A 19,062-nucleotide genomic window follows, 5' to 3' on the forward strand; every position below is an offset into this window, starting at 1 on the left:
AATAGGGCCATGTAGCAATCATCGAGAGTCACGCACTCTACGATTTGTGCCGAGACGAGAACCATTTGAAAAACCTGCTCAGCCACCAACGACTGCGGGCTTCGCGAATTTCATCGATTTGCATGAACGTATAGGGAGCGAGCATGGCTTTCTCTTGGGTGCGGAGGGTACGCAGGCCTCTAATAAGATGACGGGAGTGAATGAGGATGAAAATACACCCGAATAAAAATAGCAGAATAATAAGAATGCCTGTGGTAAGCGGTGTAACAGATCGGATAACACCGGACGCGAGCAGCGTTCCACAACCTGCGATAACGCCCAACTTGAGGCTGGATGTATCAGTGGGACTGAAAGAGACCCTGTTTCCAGATAGCTCGAATGGAAATTCTTTCGCCGGTGTCAGATAGATAAAGAAATAAACCAATGTGACAGAAGTTAATATGAATAACGTGGCAAGCCCTCCCGCGAATGCAGTGCCGCCTAAATCATCCGTAACAACCGTGTAGCCGACACACGCGGGTGCAAATGCAAGGAGGAAAATCAACAGCATGAAATAGCTAGAGGCAAACAACGTGTAGCGCTCACACGTGTATCGTATATAAAGCATGTAAATAAACGCCGCCAACGATGCACATCCATAAATCCACCAGCCCCCCGAAAAGCTTAACGGACCTATGATGCCAAGGGTCACGGTCATTAAAAATATCACTACCGATGCATGCTTGACTGTTCTGGCGTCTGGATCGTATACGGTGCTCACTGGGTCGTTATTCCTTGGCTGCGCTTTCTGTCTTTTTTGTCTGCGCCGGAGTTGATCGCGGAGTGTTGCGCGAGCCAGCTAGTTTCGTCAGGTGTCGAAGACCTGCGCCAGGAAGCAAGCCACTTGAACAACCTGCCCAGCCACCAGCCACCAGCCACCAGCGATTACGATTCTCGAGAATTTCGTCGAGTTACATGAAGGTGTAAATTTCCCGACGGTCTGTACGCACCTTCATACAGACCGATCCACCAGATCGCCCTTACTGTTTAGGCTCTTTCGTGCCCAGCACATCGCGAATGCTGTCCACGACGTTGCTGTCCTTGATGACGTCGTTCAGCCAGCCTTCCAGCGGCATGTTGCCCCACTTGATGGCGCGCTCGATGAGGTACGGGACGGGGCTTTGCGGCTCGGTGTTTTTGAAGAACTGCGCGATGCCGGCGAGCATGGTGAAGGCTTCGTCGCGTGTGGTCGGGGTGGTGCGCAGTGGTGCGGACGCGCTGTCCTGGCTGGCCTGGGTCATTACGGCACCTGCGGGTTGGTCGACGACGGTTTCGGGGGCGGCCTGAGCGGCGGCGGGGGCAGGGCTCAGTTCGATGCCGCGGTCCTTGAGCAGTTTCTCGGTCAGTTGCCCGGCGCGTTGCAGGATGTCGCTGAGGGTGACGAGGCTCGGCGCGTCGCGGCCGAACAGCGTGTCGGCAGTGGCCTGGAGCTGCTGACAGGCGTACAGGCTGGCGGCGATTTCGCTGGCCTTGAGGCGCAAGTGGTCCGAGTCGGTCAGGACCACCGAGCGCTGGAAGATTTCGGCGTTGATCTTGCCTTCTTCAACAGCGGACTGCATGGCCTTGGGGTTTTGCAGCGCGAGGTTTTCAACGTGGCGCGACTCGTCGTAGCGCAACAGGCCAAAGTTCTGCCCCTGGGTGATCGGCAGCCCGCCGACGACTTCGGTCAGTGTGGTTTTCAGCCAGGCCAGGCGGGCGGCACGTTCTTCTACGCCATCCTCTAAGGATGGGTACAGATCGTCCCAGAAAGTTTGCAGGATCCGCTCGGCCACGGTTAGGCCGAAGGTGATGCCGACGAAGTGGTATTTGTGCGCCAGGGCTTCGCTGAGCCAGGCGACGAGCATCAGGTCCTTGCTTTGTTCGGCAAGGCCCTGTGCGGCCAACGTGATGGTCTGCTCCCAGTCCGAGGACTTGAGATCGGTTTGCCAGTCACCTTGGGTGAGGTAGTCGGGGTCTGCTCGACGAGCTTCCTTGACCTGATCGAACAGGGTGGAAAAGCTCAGGTCCTCGCCACTTCCCCCGTTGATGGGTGCCGTCAGATCGGCAAGCGAAAGGTCGTTGAGAAATTCAGACATAGTCAACTCTGATCAGAGGATAAAAGAACACCGTGCCTGGGCAGACACGGTGTTGAAGACGGGCCGCTTGCGCGACCCGATGTGTCACGGACTTATGCGAATACTTTGTTCGCAGTGCGGTCCCAGCCGCCAGTGACGTTACCGCCACCCTGGCCATCGGAACGGCTCTGCTGGGTGTAGGTGGTCTTGATGCGAGCGAAGTTGAAGCTGATTTCTTCAATCGGCAGATCGCTGACTGCGTTGTCTTCGCCTTTCTGGCTACCGCCAGCAACCGCCTTCACGGAAGACACAACCACTTCTTCCAGGTTGATGGTCAGGTAGGTCAGCTTGTCGCCGCCTGCACGGTTGACGTTCAGCTGGATCTTGGCGATGTGAGTGCCCTTGCAGCACGCTTCGAACAGCTTGGCGGAAGCCTTGTCCACAGACTTGCGGATGCTGAAGTCGCTCAGTGCAACGCGCTCGGACGAAGCACCGCCCGAAGAGCTTGCGGTCGCCGAGGTGGCCTGGGTAGCGCCGAACTCGTAGCCCAACACTTCGATCCAGTCCTTGTGCTTGTCGTCCAGAACTTCGCCTGGGATGCCGTCGATTTGGATGTATGCGTCAAATGCCATTTTCTGCTTCTCCTTCTTCATTTAAAGCCGTGGCGTCTGCGGACAGAACACGGCCCTTTTGATTAACCTTCCTGAAACGATCAAGAAAGGTTCTCTTGCCACGGCCAAGGTCTCATATGGACAACCCGGGCTTCGGTTTGCTCGCCAACGCGCGATCAATTGAGCGCGCGTACTTCGATCTCCACGCGTCGATTCGGCTCAAGGCACTGAATCAGCTGAGCTCTGGGTTGCTGCATATCGCATTTGACCAGAGGCTTCTCGCTGCCTTCACCAACCGCGTCCACCAGCTCGGCGGGCACGCCCTTGCCGACCAGGTAAGTCTTGATGGTCTGCGCGCGCTGTTTGGACACCTGCATGTTGCTCTGCGGGTCGCCCAACTGGTCAGCGTGACCTGCAATCACGATCTTGCCGATGTTCGGTGTGCTCAACAGCTTGCCGGCGATCGCGCTCAACTGATTTTGACCTTCGGTTTTAAGGCTCTGGAAATCGGCACGACCAAAGGCAAACAGCGTGTCCGATTCCAGCGTTATCGTTTCGATAGCCTTCAACGACTGCGTCAACAGGCTGTTGATGTAATTACGCGAACTGGATGTCAGAAATGCGTTGTCGAGAATCCGCGGCACGTCCAGTTCGTGAATCTGATCGCTGTAGAAGTTGATCTGTCGGCTGGCGTACTCGTAATCCTGATTGGAGCCTGCCTCGGCATTCGCGGTGATGGTCTTGCCGGTCTGACGCGCGATGGCCGGGTACCAGTAATCAGGCATCTTCGCTTTCAGGAACGCTGGGTCAGCCTTTTCACGCTGGGCGCGCGACAACATCACGTAAGTGTCCAGCGTGGCCTTGCCGAAGGCAGCGATGGATTGCGCGCGGTTATCCGGCGGCAGCGCCTTGGGCTCTACACTGTCGACGCCGGTGACCGGCATCAGGTCCTTGGCATTACGCTGGTAGACCTTGATGGTGGTCAGCAGGTAAAGCGAGCGCGTCAGGTTGTCTGCGGTCGGTTTGAGCATCACCGTTTCCAGACGGTTGAAGTAACGCGTGCGCAGCAGCGGCTCGACGTCATAGCCCCGGTAAAGACCCAGGCGCAAGCGCAGTGGTACGCCTTCGTCGTGATGACGATCGTAGTAAAGCGAAGTCCAGAAGCGCATGCGATCCAGCGTTTGCCACTCGGTGTACTGCCCGGTGGCCTTGCTGTCCTCGGCTGCGGCCTGAGCGAGTTCGCTGGAGATGGACTGGATGTTGTCCTTGTTGTTCCAGTACGACCAGCCCCACAGACTGCATAGCAGCAACGCGACAAGGCTTGCGCCACCGATCCAGGCGGCCTTGCGACGACGCTCTCGGTGGTTGGTGGTGTACAGCGCCACCAGATGCTGATCGGGGATGATCACCTTGCGGAACAGGCTGTTGATGAACAGCGGGTGCGGCTGGACATTGCCATCGACAGCTTCCTGCTCGCTTTCCAGCTGGAATCGTTCGGTGACCTGGCGGGTATGACCGCCCATCTCGGGCTGATCGGCGTCCAGTGCGCTGGTGAAGTAGAAGCCGCGCAGCATCTCGGCGCTTTGATACGGGTTAGCGCGCAGCAGAGCATCGACGAACAGGAGCAGGCGCGGTTTCAAGGCTTCCAGCTCCAGTGGGAAGCGATACACCGCAGTGTCCTGACGAGTGACCTGGATGTCCTGAAGCACCAGTTGCTGGTTGGCGATCTGTTTCCAGTAATTGATCAGTTCTTCCATCGCCACACCGAAGCGCTGGCCCCAGTCGGCTTGCTCGAAGCCCTTGTGCGGGAAGGTCTTGCCCATCACTTCGCCACGCGCCACATCGTCAAGCTGGCGATAGAACGGCACGAAGCCCGGGACCAGGTCGCACTTGGTAAACACCAGATACACCGGCAGACGCACTTCCAGCAGCGCGTGGGTTTCCTGGATGCGCTCGCGCAGGCGCTTGGCGATGCGCTCCTGGTCCTCCACCGAGGACTGCAGGATGTCATGAATGCTGACGGTGACAATCAGGCCGTTGAGCGGTCTGCGCTGGCGGTGCTGACGCAGCAATTGCAGAAAGGCGCGCCATTTGCCGGCTTCTTCCTGATCGTTCATGTAGCGACCGGCCGTGTCCAGCAGCACGGCTTCCGAGCTGAAGAACCAGTCACAATTGCGCGTGCCACCCAACCCGGCCACGCGTGCGCCTTCGCGTTCTGCGTAGGGGAAGTTGAGGCCCGACTGATAGAGCATGGTGCTTTTGCCCGCTGCGGGCTGACCGACCACCAGATACCAGGGCAGGGCGTATAGCGCGTCCTTGGAGTTGCTGCCGTTCGGCTTGTTGCTCTGCAGGCGCTCGAGGCTTTGCAGCAGGCGCTCGCGCAGCAGGCTGACCTCTTCACGGTCCGCCGGGCTGGCGTTGAGCACCGCCTGGTCGGCGTCGTCACGCAGCAGGCCTTCCAGGTTCTGGTGCTGTGATACGCCTCGATACAGCAACAGCACATAGGCTGCCGACAACAGCAGAAACAGGCCGATCCCCGTCAGCAGGCTGTTCATCGAGCTGAAGCCCAGGGCACGGCCGATGCTCCAGACGATAAAGATCGCCAGGAAAAAACAGACCCCTAGAACGTAGGGCTGGTAGCGCAAAAAGTAGTATTTGATCTTGTTCATACGGGCTTCAAATCCAGCACATCGACAAAGCGGTCGATAACGTCATAAAGAGGGCGGTCAATGTCTGGAAACACATGGCCTCGGTGGTGTTCGTCGAACGCGTCGAAGGGTGCCAGTACGTCATAACTCTCCGAATGCTCACTCACGCCCGTCACCACCCGGTACACGCCGGAGGTGTTGCGGGATGCAAAGCAGAACAGCCGGGGGCGCATGAAATCATCCGCCAGAATGCTGATCTGCGGCACCGCCCTGTTCGGTTCGATGCGTGTCAGCCAGTTGACCCACAGATCGGCTGTCGGGTTCTTCAAGCCTCGTTCTGCCGGCAGTGGCAGCGAAATACCAACGGGTGCCTTGGACGATGGGCGGCTCAGCGCCTGCAGCCTGGTGAGCACGGCGTTGCTGATGAACTCCGGGTAGGAGCTTTCCAGCGAGGTCGCAATGTCGCGCAGGGTGAAGTTCACCAGAAACTTCTCATGCACACGCCTGAACAGTTCGAAATCCTGACCTTGCAGCGGTCGCAAGGCCCTGATGCGTTCGAACAGCACCGCCGTGCTTTCGCCTTGCGCGGCCATGTGCAGCAGCGGTTTGATCTGCCCGGCGAACAGTTCGCTCAGGGTGAACGGGTTCACAAACAGCCCGGCGTCACTGGACTTCACCGTTTGAAAGATGAAGAACGGATAACGCCGAGCGCTTGAGTCCCTGGAACTGATCAAACCGCCCACCAGCCAGTTGCCGCTGCGTGCCCGGTAGCTGAAAAAGCACACGGGCAATCGATCGAACAGCGTGCGCCAGTCTTCGCGGTGCTGCATGTCGGCGAGAGCGCCCTGCAGCCATGCATCGAACTCGCAGACATCGTCGCTGGCACCATGCAGGCTGACGAAATCTGCGCTCGCGGGCACTTTTCCGAAGCAGCCAATCATCGACCGCCCTCCAGATCCAGCATGTGCATCCTCACTTGGTCCGCCCATCGGTTGCGTTAAGCGCGCTTAGCGCCTTGACGTTGGCCAGGTCGGTCAGCTTCACGCCGCCATAGTTGCGTACCACCAGACTGACCGGCCCTTTGGCCGTGTTCCAGCTGAATCGCTGCTGGATGCCGTCAAGGTCAGCGACGCGTGCGCTGTCGTTCATGCGCAGCAGGCCCCAGCGGCCGGTGTAGTCGAACACGGTAATGCGTTCGCCGGACAGGGTGACTACATCCAGGCGTGCGCCTGGCGCTGTGGTAGTGCCAGGCCACGAGAAGCGGCTCCAGCTGGTCTTGCCGTTGCGGTAGTGCTGCTCCTGGCCATCCAGCGTGAAGATGATATCGGTGAAGTAGGCCGACGGCTCAAGCATGATCTCGAAACCGTTGTCGCGGTCCGAGAGGCTGGCGATGACTTCGCCCAGAGAACTGGCCTTGTCGATGTTGCTGACCATTTTCGGGTTGACCAGCGGCGCCGCCTTGGCACCGCTGCCCATGCCGAGCCCTTCGCCATCGGACAGATTGCCGATTTCATTGCGTTTGAAGTTGGGCAGCAGGCCCGACTCCGGGTCGACGAAACGCTGCAGGTCTTTCACCGAGGCCTCGTTGCGGCTGTCCGCAGCAATCGGGTACCGGTGAGCCATGACCTGTTCCCAAGGCTTGGCGACCTGTTTGGCCCAGGCTTTGGCGATCTGTTCGCCAGCCGGATCACGCAGCGTTTCCCAGGCGAACTGAATCGGCAGGCTGAACAGGCTTTGCAGCGAAGTGGAAAGCCCGCCCTGGCTGGTATCGACCGTGGTTTCAACGTAGTTACGCACGTTGGTGACTTCGCTCGGCTGCCCTTCGAGGGTTTCGCTGATCAACTGCTTGCTGCTCTTGCCGACATCCTGCGAGCGCTGGATGTTGTTCATTCGCACTTTGAGCTTGCGCAGTGCTGCCAGGTAGCGATCCATGATGGTGCTGTCGGCGCCTTCGGCATTCTGTGTGGCGAAAACCCGCGATACAGGCTCGAAGCGCTTGGCCAGACTGCCGTCATCCACCGCAGGCAGCGGCGAGACCAGTACGCTGGCCGCTGCTTCCTTGTTGTCGAAGATGCCGGTGACCTTGCCCCAGAAGCCATCGTCGCGCTTGACCCCGGTCTGTTGCGCCTCGCGAACAGCAGGGACGTCCCATTGCGTGTTGTCGTTGACGGCGGCGAGCAGCAGCTTGACCGGCGAATTGCGCACGTCACTGAGCAATGACAACTGCTGCGTGGCGTTGGCCATGTCGCTGAAGCGACGCACGCCCACGCTGTCGATCATGGTGTACCAGACCTGCGTGTAGTCACGCTTGTAACGGGACATGAACTCACGGACGAAGTTGGCTTTCTGCACCACGCTGTCGCCGCCTTCACCGTCGAGCACCCAGTCCGATTCGTTACGCAGATTGCCGGACACCAGCTTGATCAGCTCCGGCTTCACGAACTCTTCCCAGCCCTGACGGGTGAAAATCGCAGGCACGGCTTCCGAACCGTACAGCAACTGACGACCCGGCATCGGCACCAGATCATTCAGGCCGATAGCGGGAAACTGACGGCTGGACTCCAGTTGCAGGCGCAGGTATTCACGGTCCACCAGCGAACTGGAGATCATGAAAAACTTCAGGCTCTTGCGGGTCTCGTCGATCAACTGCTCATTGCGTGGCATGGCCGGCGCGTCGCCGTTCTTGAGCAACTGTACGTAGACCGGCGAGTTGTCCTCGATGACGTCGTCGCTGATCGGATTGGCCTCGCTGGAAATATCCGCCCAGGCCACCGGCAACGCCGCGTTGACGAACTCGGTTTCCGGGTGCGTGGTCGGCTGAGTCAGAATCAGATAAAGCTTGAGAGCGTTGTATGACTCGATGATGGATGCCACCTGCCGTTCATCGAGTCGTCCGAGCATCTCCTCCGACAGCGACAAACCGCCCGTGGTGGCCGACAACTCGGCCGCATCGTTTGCGGTGGCCGGGTTACGCAGTGCGGCGATGGCCTCGCTGCGTGTCTGGCTGGCCGTGTTTCTCGCGGCGCCGGTCAGGCGATTGGTCACGTCGCCGGTGCTGCGCGGAATGCTGCTCAGGCTGGTCGGACGGCCTGCAGCGACGTTGCGAGCGCCACGGTCCAGCAGTTTCCGGCCTTGCGCACGCGCCTTGCCGGTTTTGCTGTCGGAACCGGCGGGAGCGGCCCCGAAGCCATACTGCGGGTCCATGGTTTTGGCGAACTCGTTGAATTCACGCATCTGCAATTGCAGTTTCAGCGTGATCGGCTCCAGCGCCTGGGTGCGCAGTTGCTGCAAGTAAGCGGTCTGGGTGGCGAAGTAGATATCGTCGCCACGGTACAGGCCGCCGCTGAGTTGCAGCGGTACGCCCTTGGTGCGGTATTTCTCGATGGTTGCCAGCTGATTGCGCAGCAGCTCCAGGCCCTGGCCCGAGGCAAGGCGTTGTGCCCGGTCCGGGGACTGCTCCAGTTCGCGCAACTGCTGGCTGATGTTGGCCAGCCACTCGCGGTTTTTCTGGAACGACAGGGCCTGCCAGCCGATGAAGGCCAGCCCGGCGAACAGCGCCGCAGCGATGACGATCGGGCCAATCGAGCGGTCGCGGCCATGCCGTGACTGGTACAGGGTCAGGTCACGGTCAGGGAAAATGACGCGGCGGAAGGTATCGGTGATGAAGTAACTGCGATCACTGATTTTCCGGTGTTCTTCTTCCTCTTCCTCCACTGCACCGTATGGCTTCGCCGGCCGCAGGACGAACGACTCTGACAGCTCGTCTTCATACACCGGTGTCAGCTGCTTGTCGGTTTGCAGGGCGCTGGTGAAATACAGGCCGCGCAGCAACAACTGAGTACCGTTGACGTTACTGCGCGCGAAATGCTGCAGGAACTGCTCGAGGATCGTCGACAGCTCGGCAAAGTAGTTGGGGAAGTTCAGCAGGGCGCTGTTGGCATCGGCACCCAGCGCGATAATCTGTGCATCGACGTGGCGACTGACATGCGCCTGCAAGTTCGCCAGCTTACGATCGAGCACCGTGCGCAGGCTTTCGGTGTTGATCTCGTTCAGCCCGAACGTCATGCCCAGCGGCTGCTGGCGCTCGTTCAGGTCCATGCCGTCGAAGGCCTGGTTGAAGCCGGGCAGTTGGTCGGTCTTGGTCAGCATCAGGTAGATCGGTGGATTGGCGTCCAGGCAATCGGTGTATTCCTCGATGCGCGTGACCAGGCGCGCACCCATTTCGTTTCGTTCGGCGGAAGAGGCGGCCAACAGCTCCGGCAGGCTGACCACCAGTACCAGACCATTGACGGCGGCCTTGCTGCGCTGCTTTTTGAGCATGCGCAAGAACGCCGCGAATTCGCTGGCGGACTGATCGTCGCGAAGGTAGCGGCCAGCGGTGTCGATCATCACGGCTTCAGGGCTGAAGTACCAATCGCAGTGCTGGGTGCCGCTTTCCGTGTCATTGGCGCTGCTGGCAATGCTGGCGGACAGGCCGGAGCGGGTCAGCAACGAGGTCTTGCCCGCTGCGGACATGCCGATGACCAGATACCAGGGCAGATCGTAGAGCGCCGAGGAGCCGCCACCACCTGCCGAACGATCGGTGCGCAGCATGGCAATGGCATGCTTGAGGCGGTCGCGCAGCACCTGCTGATCACGGAACTCGCCGGTGGACTTCAGCGAGCGGTCAACTTCGATCTGAACCAGATTCTCGAGGTTGTGTTCGGTGCGAATCCGCCGGTATTGGCGCAGTACGATCAGCAGCAGGTAGAAGGCGCTGATGATCGCCATCGCTTCGAGCGTGTAGCCTTGCAGCCAACTGATCCTTGGGGCGAAAAACCAGCAGACAGCCAGGCTGATCAGCCACAGTATCGGGACCAGGAACCAGAAACTTTTTAACAGGCGCAGTAATGTCTTCATGTCTTCCTGACTCGGTTACCTGATCGGGACTCAAGCATTGAACAGTTGGCTGATTTGTTCGGCCAACGCGGCCACGTCTTTGCCCAGCAACCAGTCAAGCGTCAGATAGACACCCAGGCATACGAGGGCGATGAGCACCAGGTAAAGCCATACCGGAACTTCATGGCGAAGCATTTGCGACACCTGGTCAGGCAGTGCCCAGTCAGGCGACAGCGCCTTTGGCGTCTTGCGGTAGCGTGCGATGTCCTGGCCCAGCGTGTTGGCCAGGTAGCGCAACTGGTCCTTCTGACCCAGCCCGAATTTGCCCTCGAAACCCAGTGCCAGGCACAGGTGATACACCTCAAGCACATCCAGGTTCTTTTTCACGTCGGCGCGCAGCAGTTCGATTTTCTCGAAGAAGCCTTCGCCCGCCAGGTGAACCCCGAAATAACGGAACTGCAACGGCTCCATTTCGAAGTGGCGACGCATGTCGTTGTCACCCGAACGCAGCACGCTCTCATCGAGGAATGCGCACAGTGCGTACTGGGCGTCCTTGACCTGTTCGACACTGTAATTGGCGCTGCGCGCCTGACGCTCCAGGTTGGCGAAAAAGGTATCGACACTGGATTCGAAGGCAGTGACCGAGATCGCCTGGCGGCCGCGACGGACAATCAGCGCCATGGTGATGAAGTCACGTACCAGGTCTTTGAGCGTAGGTTTTTCGGTTGCGGCCGTAGCGGCACCTTGCATCACGGCTTCAGTCATTTAAGCACCGCCAACAGTTCGAGCTTGAGATTGGTAAACGCGCTGGGCGCGTAGAAGGAAATGGCCTGGGCCTCCATCATGCGTTCATACACGCGGCCATGCGGCTCGATGGAGAAGTAATGGTTGTCCAGGCGCACCGGAATGGCGTTTGGCAGACGCGTCGAGTGGTTCAGCGTGACGCCCGGCATGGCGCTGTTGACCACCACTTCGATGTCTTCCGGCGAACCGACCTTGAACGCACGTGGCACCAGTTCCAGCAGGCTGGAGCCAGGCATGTCGGCATGCACCGAGATGTAAAAGTCGGCTTCGGTAAGGCGGGGGTCCAGCAACTGGCCCTGCCAGTACGAAGGCCGGACCTGACTCAGGTTGATGACGATGCACTGGTTCGGAATCACGTTTTCAAGCAGCAGACGAACCAGTTCGTCGAGCTTGACCAACGAGGCCGCCGGGTCCTGATGATCGTAATCGGGGATGTCGGTGAGCTGAGTGTCCAGCGAGAAGGTCAGCAAACCACCCGCCAGTTCCGCCAGAAACAAATACAGACGCTCCGGGTGCAGGCGTGGATGCGCCAGCAGGTGAGCCAGTTGCGGGTAGGCGCGGTTGACCGTATTCAGCAGCCAGAACAAGGTGACGTCGCTGGAGCCGAACTCGGCGATCTGGTCAGCCCGCTCGCGGCGGCGGCCTGAAAGCGCCTTGCTCTTGGCTTGCAGCACGCTGATCAAACGTCTGCCGAGACCGACCAGCGTCTCGTGGGTGCCCACGTGCAGCGTCGGGTGCACAAAATGCGCATCCAGGTTGAAGCCGCCGATGCTGTTGCGTGCCAGTCGGGCAATCGGGCAGTAGCTGTAGCCATCCAGACTGTCGCCATCGACCAGCATCACCACGTTCAGGCGCAGGCTGGTGATTTCGTTTTCCAGATCGCCTTCGTTGAGGTCCGGCAGGGTGTCGAACTGTTTGCGAAAACGTCGCGCGCTCTTCTGTTCCTGGCCGTCTTCAACGTAATTCAGGCCAAAGGGCTCAGGCAGTTTGAGCGCCGCGTAGACCTTGATTTCTCCGCCTTTGATCAGGTTTTTCAGGTCGCGGGCGGCGGGCAGCGGGTCGTGCTGCGGCGCGTCGTAAAGGCTGCCGTCCGGGAACACCAGCTTCAGACGCTTCAGTTGCAGGGAGCCTGTCGCCAGCGCCTCGACGTCGACTTCCAGCGTTTGCACGCCCCAGTGAAAGGGCGTGGAGCGCAGCGTCGACTCAGCAAGCTGATGTTGATGAAACTCATCCTGATATTGGAAATGTTGCGGCAAAAGGAACATGCCTTCCGACCACATCACGCGGCTTTGTTTACTCATTTGGCGCCTTCCAACAGAGAATTGAATTGTGAGTCTGCTGCCTTTTTGGCAGCACTGCCGGCCGAGTCCTGAACCTGCTGGACAGCTGCGTCCTGCGCGCGCTCGGTCATACTTTTACTGGCGGGTTGTTCGGGAATCGAATTGGATTTGTTGAACTGCTCTTCAGTCTTGAGTTTGTTCAGCACGTCCACACCACGCACCGCGAGGATGTAGTTGTTATCCACCAGCACACGCACGCCGTCGGACGAGAACCAGATACCGTCCTTGCGCAGCGTGTTGGCGTCGAACGCGACCTTCCAGCGGCTGTCGACGTCGGTGCGGAAGAACGCCGCGATGCCCACATACGAGGCATTCGGGTTCAGCGGCCACTGATCGGTCTGGCCCATGCCAGGCAACAGAATCAGCTCCCGGCTTTCGACCAGGGTGTTGCCCAGAGCCTTTTGCGGATCATCCCAGAGGGTGTCGGCGTTGATCGACTCGAAGCGCTCCAGAGAGGACAGCTGATAAACGCGCACCACCACCGACAGCGGTTTACCGTACTCGTCAGGGTTGAGCTGGTTGCCGCCGTCAGTGGTCAGGATGACCTTTTCGTTGTCACCGAACATCATGTCGCCAGCCCAGGTGTCATCCATGCGCTTGGCGACGCGGTCTGTCACGCCGCAGGCGGACAGAGCCATCATCATTGCCAGAACAGCCAGGCACCTTGCCAAGGCTGGCTTCGAGGAACAATTGCCTTGAAGTCTTTTATTCATCACGTCTTACCTATGGGGTGATCGATCAGGTCAGGGTGTAAGCGAAGTCGCCATCGCTGCCCAGGTCGATGGTCAGGCTCTGAATCGGCTTGTCCTGCGCCATCCGCTCCAGCACCCGCTGAGCGAGCTCCGGCATGAGGGTCTTGGACAGGATGTTGTCGATATTGCGTGCGCCACTGTCGACTTCCGTGCAGCGCGACGCGATAGCCTTGATCAGCGCTTCGTCGTAACGCAGCACCGCCTGATGATTGCGCTCGAAACGCTTGCGGATGCGCTCCAGCTTCAGGCCGACGATGCGTTCCAGAATCGCGTCCTGCACCGGGTAATACGGCACGATGGTCAGGCGCCCCAGGAAGGCCGGTTTGAATACCTGATTCAGCTCGTCGCGCAGGCCTTCCACAATGTCATCGGGGGTCGGCTTCTGCTCGGTGTTCAGGCACCACTGCATGATGCGGTCAGTACCGGTGTTGGAGGTGAGGATGATCACGGTGTTACGGAAGTTGATCTCGCGACCTTCGCCATCGTCCAGCACGCCTTTGTCGAAGACCTGGAAAAACAGCTCGAGCACATCCGGGTGGGCTTTCTCCACCTCGTCGAGCAGTACCACGCTGTAAGGCTTGCGGCGCACGGCTTCAGTGAGCACGCCACCTTCGCCATAACCGACGTAGCCAGGCGGTGAGCCTTTCAGGCTGGAGACGGTGTGTGCTTCCTGGTATTCGGACATGTTGATGGTGATGACGTTACGTTCGCCGCCATACAGCGTGTCAGCCAGGGCCAGTGCCGTTTCGGTCTTGCCGACACCGCTCGGGCCCAGCAGCAGGAACACACCGATCGGCTTGTTCGGGTCTTCCATGCGGGCACGGGAAATCTTGATGCGCTTGCCGATCTCTTCGAGTGCGTGGTCCTGACCCAGCACGCGTTCGCCCAGCAGCGCGGGCAGGCTTTGCACGGTGTCGATTTCGTCGCGCAGCATCTTGCCCAGCGGAATGCCGGTCCAGCCGGAAATCACTTCGCCAATCGTGCCGCCATCGACCAGTGCATGGACCAGCGGTTGCTCACCTTGCACGCTGGCCAGTTCGGCGCGTACGGCGGCAATCTGCCCGGCATCAGGCTCGCCGCTTTCCGGAACGCTGAGTGCGCCAAGCTTCTCGACCAGTTCGAGCTCGCGTTTCCACTGTTGCTCCAGCGACTCGCGGGTCTCCTGTTCGGCTTTCAGCTCTTCGTGCAGGGCCGTCAGACGGCGAGCGTGGTCGCTGCCCTTGGCGGTTTCCTGCTCCAGTACGGCGATTTCTGCGTTCAGGTTGTCGATGTGACGCTTGCAGTCTTCCAGCGCTCCCGGCTGTGCCGATTGGCCCAGGGCAACGCGCGCGCATGCGGTGTCGAGCACGCTGACGGCTTTGTCCGGCAGTTGGCGGCCGGTGATGTAGCGGTTGGACAGGCGTACGGCCTGCACCAGCGCTTCGTCCATCACGGTGACCTTGTGGTGCTCCTGCATCTTCGCCAGCAGCCCACGAAGCATGTGGATGGCCTTGTCTTCGTCAGGCTCTTCGACTTTCACGACCTGGAAGCGTCGAGCCAGTGCGGCATCTTTCTCAAAATACTTTTTGTACTCGGCCCAGGTGGTGGCGGCGATGGTGCGCAGCTCGCCACGCGCCAAGGCAGGCTTGAGCAGGTTGGCGGCATCGTTCTGCCCGGCTTGCCCGCCCGAACCGATCAGCGTGTGGGCTTCATCGATAAACAGAATGATCGGGTGCAGGCTGCGTTTGGTTTCTTCGATGACCGACTTGAGGCGGTTCTCGAACTCGCCCTTGACCCCGGCACCGGCCTGCAACAGGCCCAGATCCAGCGTGTGAATGGCGACGCCCTTGAGCACCGACGGCACGTCGCCCTGCACGATGCGCAGCGCCAGGCCTTCCACCACGGCTGTTTTACCGACGCCGGCTTCACCGGTCAGGATCGGGTTGTTCTGGCGGCGGCGGGTCAGGATGTCGACCATCTGCCGCACTTCGAATTCGCGTCCCAGCACCGGGTCAATCCGGCCATCGCGAGCGCTCTGGGTCAGGTTGACGGTGTACTGGTCCAGGGCTGGCGTCTTGCCGTTGCCTTTGGTGGTGGCGCCCGTGCTGGCGTCGGCGTTCGCCAGTGGCTTGCTCAGCTTGGTCTCGGGGCTGCCCTCGACCAGTGCGCTCATGTTCAGGCGCAGGTCGTCAGCGTTGATCTTCTCCAGCTCCGGCGCCGAGCCGATGACCACGCGACGCAGTGCATCGTCATCCAGCAAGGCCTGCACAAGATGGCCGGTACGGATCTGTGACTGACCGAACTCGATCGATGCCAGCACCCAGGCCTGCTCGATCATGCGCGTGATGTGCGGCGAGAGCGCAGGCGTCCGCGTGTTGCCTTTCTTGAACGTCCCCAGCGCAGTGACCAATTGTGCCTGCAGGCGATCAGGCACCACATCGTAGTGGCGCAGGATCACCGGCAGATCGTTGTCGTTGTTATCGAGCAATTGCAGCAGCAAGTGCTCGACTTCAACGTCGTAATGGTTCTCCGACAGGCACAGCGCAGCAGCGCTTTCAGTGGCAGTGCGGCTCGTTTCGTTCAGCTTGGCGAACAGGGACTTCAGGTTCACAGGGAGACCCCATCAAAAGGAATATGGAAAACGGCGCAACGGGAAGGCTCCACGTCGACACCGGGGCGTTTGAGCCAGCCAAGCCAGCCCAGCGATACATTGCCTTGGCGACCCAGACGGGCCACGGGTACAGCTTCGCGCTTGAGCTTCGGCGCAATCTGGAAGTCCAGTTCGGCACCGATGTAAAAACGCACCAGTTCAACAAGCTTCTGGTAATCCTCGGTGCCCGGCTGAAAACGCTGGTAATCGGCCAGTTCCAGAGGACCCATTTCGATACGTACACACGACTGGTAATCCCAGACGCGATTGCCGGCCACAGCGCTTTGCCCCAGCACTGCATTCTTGCGGCCCAACTGCGTGCACTGGCTGCTGTCGAGCTTCAGCCAGCGTCCGGCGAATTGCTGGATCTTGAACGGCAGCGAGAAGTAAAAACTCAGCATGACCTCAAGGTTCAGGGCGTTGCGCGGCTTCTGCGCGAACATCCCCGAGAAGTAGCTGAACAGTTCGCGGCGCAGCGGAGACTCGCCCTTGTCGAACTTCTGCTTCAGGCCTTCTGGACCGAACCCCACCAGGTTGAGCAGATAACGGTCGAAGTTCGAGGTGCCGTTGCGCTCGTACTCGATGTAAAACTTGTACTTCTGCCACGCCTCGTAAAACAGCGTGGTCATGCGATGCGAAAAAATATCCAGAAACGCATGTGCAGCGTCGTCTCGATACTGAATATGTCGGTCGATCAATAGCTCTGTGTACGGGCGCGGCAGCACGCCCGAAGGACCGACCAGGCCCATGAACGTGACCTGCACTTCGGACAGCGGCAAACCTGCCGCCGAGAGCTTGCCTTCGCGTTCGAACTGCAGGTCGCTGACTTCACTGGCCGGGAAGTTCAGCGACAGCTGCGAACGAAAGCGCAGAGGGTCTTCGTGTGGCCTGGTTTCCAGGTCCATACGCTCGTTCCTGCTGTAGTGCAGGCGAAGCAAACGCACCAACTGGAAAAATTCGAATCGGTGCGGCTCAGCCCTTGCCTGGTCGATCAGACCAGGGGTTGATCGCCTGTTCGCGGGGGCCATTGGACCACTCTCTTTTCGCGCTGCAAGGTGCGAAGGGTTAATTGGGTAAAGCTGTTCATCGAGCAGTACTGACCAAAGAAGTGATCAAGCACCATGCCGAACAGGAACACGCCACTGCCGGTGTACTGGCTTTCATCGAACTTCAGCGTGATGCCGACGCCGCGCACGAAGTTCGGCCGCGGATGGCCGATGCGTGCCACGACCGGCTCGCTGCTCACCGAAACGATCCCGTTGATCTGCTTGCGGATCGCCGACACGTTGCGGTAGTTGTAAAGCGACAGCAGCTCCAGCAGCACCTCGCGTCCCTTGGAAACCAGCGACATGTGGTTGAGTGACAGGTGCGAAATAAGCCGCCATATCACGCCGTTGCCCAGCGGCACGCGCACCGTCGCCGTCGGCTTGCGCAGGCAGCGGATGTCCTTGATCACCGAGTTCGACGGAATGTTGAAATCGCCGCGCTCGCCGCCAAAAGGCAGCATCAATGGCAGGTCGCGATTGCTGCACGTCAGACGGATACTGAGCGTGTCATTGTTGGAATCGATCAGTTCCAGATCCCGATCCACGACCCGGATGAACATGTTCGAGCCATCGCTTTGCCGGCTCTGCGTAGGGCGGCGCCGAGCGATCCAGAAACTCTGCCCCGGGCCTTGATCGCCACGTGGTTCGAAGAACGGATGGCAGGTGCCGACCTGGTCATTGCCATTGATCTTCTTCACCCGCCGCACGCGATCGATCGAAACCACTTCGGCGGAGCTTTGCAGGCGCACATCCGGCGTGACAGCGTATTCATGCTGGACGTGGGTCAGCTTGATCGGCTCGGCCTGCTGGCGGAACAGGTTGATGATCGGCGTGCAGTTGAGCTTGAAATTGTTGCGGCTGACGTTCTGCGTCAGGCGCGCCAGACGGTCCGTCAGGTCGTAGTCGGAAAAGTAGAAATTGATCTCCACTTTGGCGATCTCTTTGCCCGCCAGAATGCGCGCAAAGCCCGACAGGTCGAAGAACATGAACTTGTCCGGGAAGGTGAAGTACTCGTGCAGCAACCGGTAACCCAGAAACGAGCGCTCCGAGTAATCCACCAGCCCTTCATCCAGACCGTAACCGACAGATTTCAAGGCACCGGCTGGCAGCACCACTTCGCGAGTGCGGCCTTCGTCTTCGAAGGTCAGCGTGGCCTTGGCCAGGTTGTTGAACAGCAGCTCATACAGTTGGTGCATGAGCGTGCTTTCGCCATCGAGGAAGAAGCGCAGGCTGTCCATCTCCATCTTGCCGAACAACACGTCGGAGGTGGCCGTCAGACCAATGCGCAGACGCGCAATCAGGTCTGCGCTGTGGCCGTTGAACGCCGAGCGTTCCATTTCGATGAACGACGCGCTCTGCACGGCAATCGGCCATAACTCGACCGGGTAGCACGTCCGGAACTTGCACACGATGCCATCCACCGGATTGGCATGCAGTTCGGTGTGTCGTGCCACACGATAGGACTCGGTGACCTTTTCCTGCTTGCCCATGTTGAACTCGACGATGGACATCGACGGGGTAGGGCGCAGGTAATGCGGGTACAGCACCTCGAGGAACGACTCGACGATTTCCGGAAACTCATCATCGAGTTTCTTGTGCACGCGCGCCGACAGGAACGAGAACGCCTCGATCAGGCGCTCGGTATGCGGGTCCTCGCAGTTGTCGCCCTCAATCAGCAGTCGCGAAGCGATCTTCGGATATTGAGCGGCAAATTCCTGGCCCAGAAAGCGCAGGTGCGAGAGTTCCTTCTCGTAATAGGGCAGCAGATCGTCGAGCATCAGTTGAGGTTCTGCACTTTGTATTCCTGAGTGTTGACCTGCAGCACGGCGTCAAAAGAAACCTGACGCGAAATGTCCTGCAGACGCAGTACTGCGTCCACACGAAAAGTCAGCATGCGTTGGCCGGTCTGTTGTGCAAGCAACTGGACTTTCACGCTGCGAAAGCGTCGGTCGCCCACCGAGATGGCCTTTTCCAGCTGGCGCTGGATCAAAAGACGATCCTGTGGGTCGAGCACGCTTCTACTGGTGAAGTCGGGCATACCGTAGTCGAGGATGGTGCCGCTCAGATTGGCGAAACCTTCCAGCTCGTTAGCGACCAGAGACTGGCGAGTGTTCACCAGAATCTCCAGGTCACGAACGATGCTGGCCTTGTAATCGGCCAGCGAGCTCAACCGTTGCGATGACGATTCCACGGATTGATGTGGACGATCGTCGAGCAATCGATCCAGCAATGAAGGCAACAGCTTGTGTTGACTACTCATG

Annotated in this window: 13 protein-coding genes; all 13 read right to left on the bottom strand. The window is 59.4% G+C overall.

Translation table 11 applies throughout. The features are described from left to right. Positions 1 to 37: 37 nt before the first annotated feature. Entirely contained in the window at positions 38 to 760 is a 723-nt protein-coding gene (locus LCH65_RS24895) for a hypothetical protein (RefSeq protein ID WP_226439900.1), read from the bottom strand. Positions 761 to 1,019: 259 nt separating this feature from the next. Next, on the bottom strand, positions 1,020 to 2,114 hold the full coding sequence (gene tssA / locus LCH65_RS24900; protein WP_024649545.1) for a type VI secretion system protein TssA: 1,095 nt from the start codon (positions 2,112 to 2,114) through the stop codon (positions 1,020 to 1,022). 92 nt (positions 2,115 to 2,206) lie between these two features. Next, positions 2,207 to 2,725: a type VI secretion system tube protein Hcp gene (locus LCH65_RS24905; protein ID WP_003318810.1), complete on the bottom strand. Its 519-nt coding sequence runs from the start codon at positions 2,723 to 2,725 to the stop codon at positions 2,207 to 2,209. Between the two features lie 155 nt (positions 2,726 to 2,880). Further along, the gene (gene tssM / locus LCH65_RS24910) at positions 2,881 to 5,373 is read right to left on the bottom strand and encodes a type VI secretion system membrane subunit TssM (protein ID WP_003434838.1); all 2,493 of its coding nucleotides are present in this window, start codon (positions 5,371 to 5,373) and stop codon (positions 2,881 to 2,883) included. Next, positions 5,370 to 6,293, bottom strand: coding sequence for a type VI secretion system-associated protein TagF (gene tagF, locus LCH65_RS24915; RefSeq protein WP_003318808.1), 924 nt, complete (start codon positions 6,291 to 6,293; stop codon positions 5,370 to 5,372). The genes tssM and tagF overlap by 4 nt, the downstream gene beginning before the upstream one ends. 31 nt (positions 6,294 to 6,324) lie before the next feature. Next, positions 6,325 to 10,251: a type VI secretion protein IcmF/TssM N-terminal domain-containing protein gene (locus LCH65_RS24920; protein ID WP_044310338.1), complete on the bottom strand. Its 3,927-nt coding sequence runs from the start codon at positions 10,249 to 10,251 to the stop codon at positions 6,325 to 6,327. A gap of 30 nt (positions 10,252 to 10,281) precedes the next feature. Then, a complete protein-coding gene (icmH, locus tag LCH65_RS24925; RefSeq protein WP_003318805.1) occupies positions 10,282 to 10,995 on the bottom strand; it encodes a type IVB secretion system protein IcmH/DotU in 714 nt (237 codons plus the stop codon). Continuing rightward, a complete protein-coding gene (gene tssK / locus LCH65_RS24930; RefSeq protein ID WP_003434831.1) occupies positions 10,992 to 12,335 on the bottom strand; it encodes a type VI secretion system baseplate subunit TssK in 1,344 nt (447 codons plus the stop codon). The genes icmH and tssK overlap by 4 nt, the downstream gene beginning before the upstream one ends. Then, the gene (tssJ, locus tag LCH65_RS24935; RefSeq protein ID WP_004415260.1) at positions 12,332 to 13,087 is read right to left on the bottom strand and encodes a type VI secretion system lipoprotein TssJ; all 756 of its coding nucleotides are present in this window, start codon (positions 13,085 to 13,087) and stop codon (positions 12,332 to 12,334) included. Before tssJ ends, tssK begins: the two co-directional genes overlap by 4 nt. Before the next feature lie 25 nt (positions 13,088 to 13,112). Continuing rightward, positions 13,113 to 15,716 (bottom strand): type VI secretion system ATPase TssH, encoded by a 2,604-nt coding sequence (gene tssH / locus LCH65_RS24940; RefSeq protein ID WP_003434829.1) that lies wholly within the window; start codon positions 15,714 to 15,716, stop codon positions 13,113 to 13,115. Next, positions 15,713 to 16,783, bottom strand: a complete 1,071-nt coding sequence (gene tssG / locus LCH65_RS24945) for a type VI secretion system baseplate subunit TssG (RefSeq protein WP_226439901.1) — start codon at positions 16,781 to 16,783, stop codon at positions 15,713 to 15,715. The genes tssH and tssG overlap by 4 nt, the downstream gene beginning before the upstream one ends. Then, a complete protein-coding gene (tssF, locus tag LCH65_RS24950; protein WP_003434826.1) occupies positions 16,747 to 18,579 on the bottom strand; it encodes a type VI secretion system baseplate subunit TssF in 1,833 nt (610 codons plus the stop codon). Before tssF ends, tssG begins: the two co-directional genes overlap by 37 nt. Continuing rightward, positions 18,579 to 19,061 (bottom strand): type VI secretion system baseplate subunit TssE, encoded by a 483-nt coding sequence (gene tssE, locus LCH65_RS24955; RefSeq protein WP_003420335.1) that lies wholly within the window; start codon positions 19,059 to 19,061, stop codon positions 18,579 to 18,581. Before tssE ends, tssF begins: the two co-directional genes overlap by 1 nt. Position 19,062: the final 1 nt, after the last annotated feature.

This window comes from Pseudomonas sp. MWU16-30316 (assembly GCF_020515645.1).
Taxonomy (GTDB): Bacteria; Pseudomonadota; Gammaproteobacteria; order Pseudomonadales; family Pseudomonadaceae; genus Aquipseudomonas; species Aquipseudomonas cerasi.

Coding starts and splice junctions, on each gene's coding strand:
- tssA (WP_024649545.1), bottom strand. CDS start 2,114: ATGTCTGAATTTCTCAACGACCTTTCGCTTGCCGATCTGACGGCACCC.
- tssJ (WP_004415260.1), bottom strand. CDS start 13,087: ATGAATAAAAGACTTCAAGGCAATTGTTCCTCGAAGCCAGCCTTGGCA.
- tssF (WP_003434826.1), bottom strand. CDS start 18,579: ATGCTCGACGATCTGCTGCCCTATTACGAGAAGGAACTCTCGCACCTG.
- LCH65_RS24905 (WP_003318810.1), bottom strand. CDS start 2,725: ATGGCATTTGACGCATACATCCAAATCGACGGCATCCCAGGCGAAGTT.
- tssG (WP_226439901.1), bottom strand. CDS start 16,783: ATGGCCCCCGCGAACAGGCGATCAACCCCTGGTCTGATCGACCAGGCA.
- tssM (WP_003434838.1), bottom strand. CDS start 5,373: ATGAACAAGATCAAATACTACTTTTTGCGCTACCAGCCCTACGTTCTA.
- icmH (WP_003318805.1), bottom strand. CDS start 10,995: ATGACTGAAGCCGTGATGCAAGGTGCCGCTACGGCCGCAACCGAAAAA.
- tagF (WP_003318808.1), bottom strand. CDS start 6,293: ATGATTGGCTGCTTCGGAAAAGTGCCCGCGAGCGCAGATTTCGTCAGC.
- tssK (WP_003434831.1), bottom strand. CDS start 12,335: ATGAGTAAACAAAGCCGCGTGATGTGGTCGGAAGGCATGTTCCTTTTG.
- tssE (WP_003420335.1), bottom strand. CDS start 19,061: ATGAGTAGTCAACACAAGCTGTTGCCTTCATTGCTGGATCGATTGCTC.
- LCH65_RS24920 (WP_044310338.1), bottom strand. CDS start 10,251: ATGAAGACATTACTGCGCCTGTTAAAAAGTTTCTGGTTCCTGGTCCCG.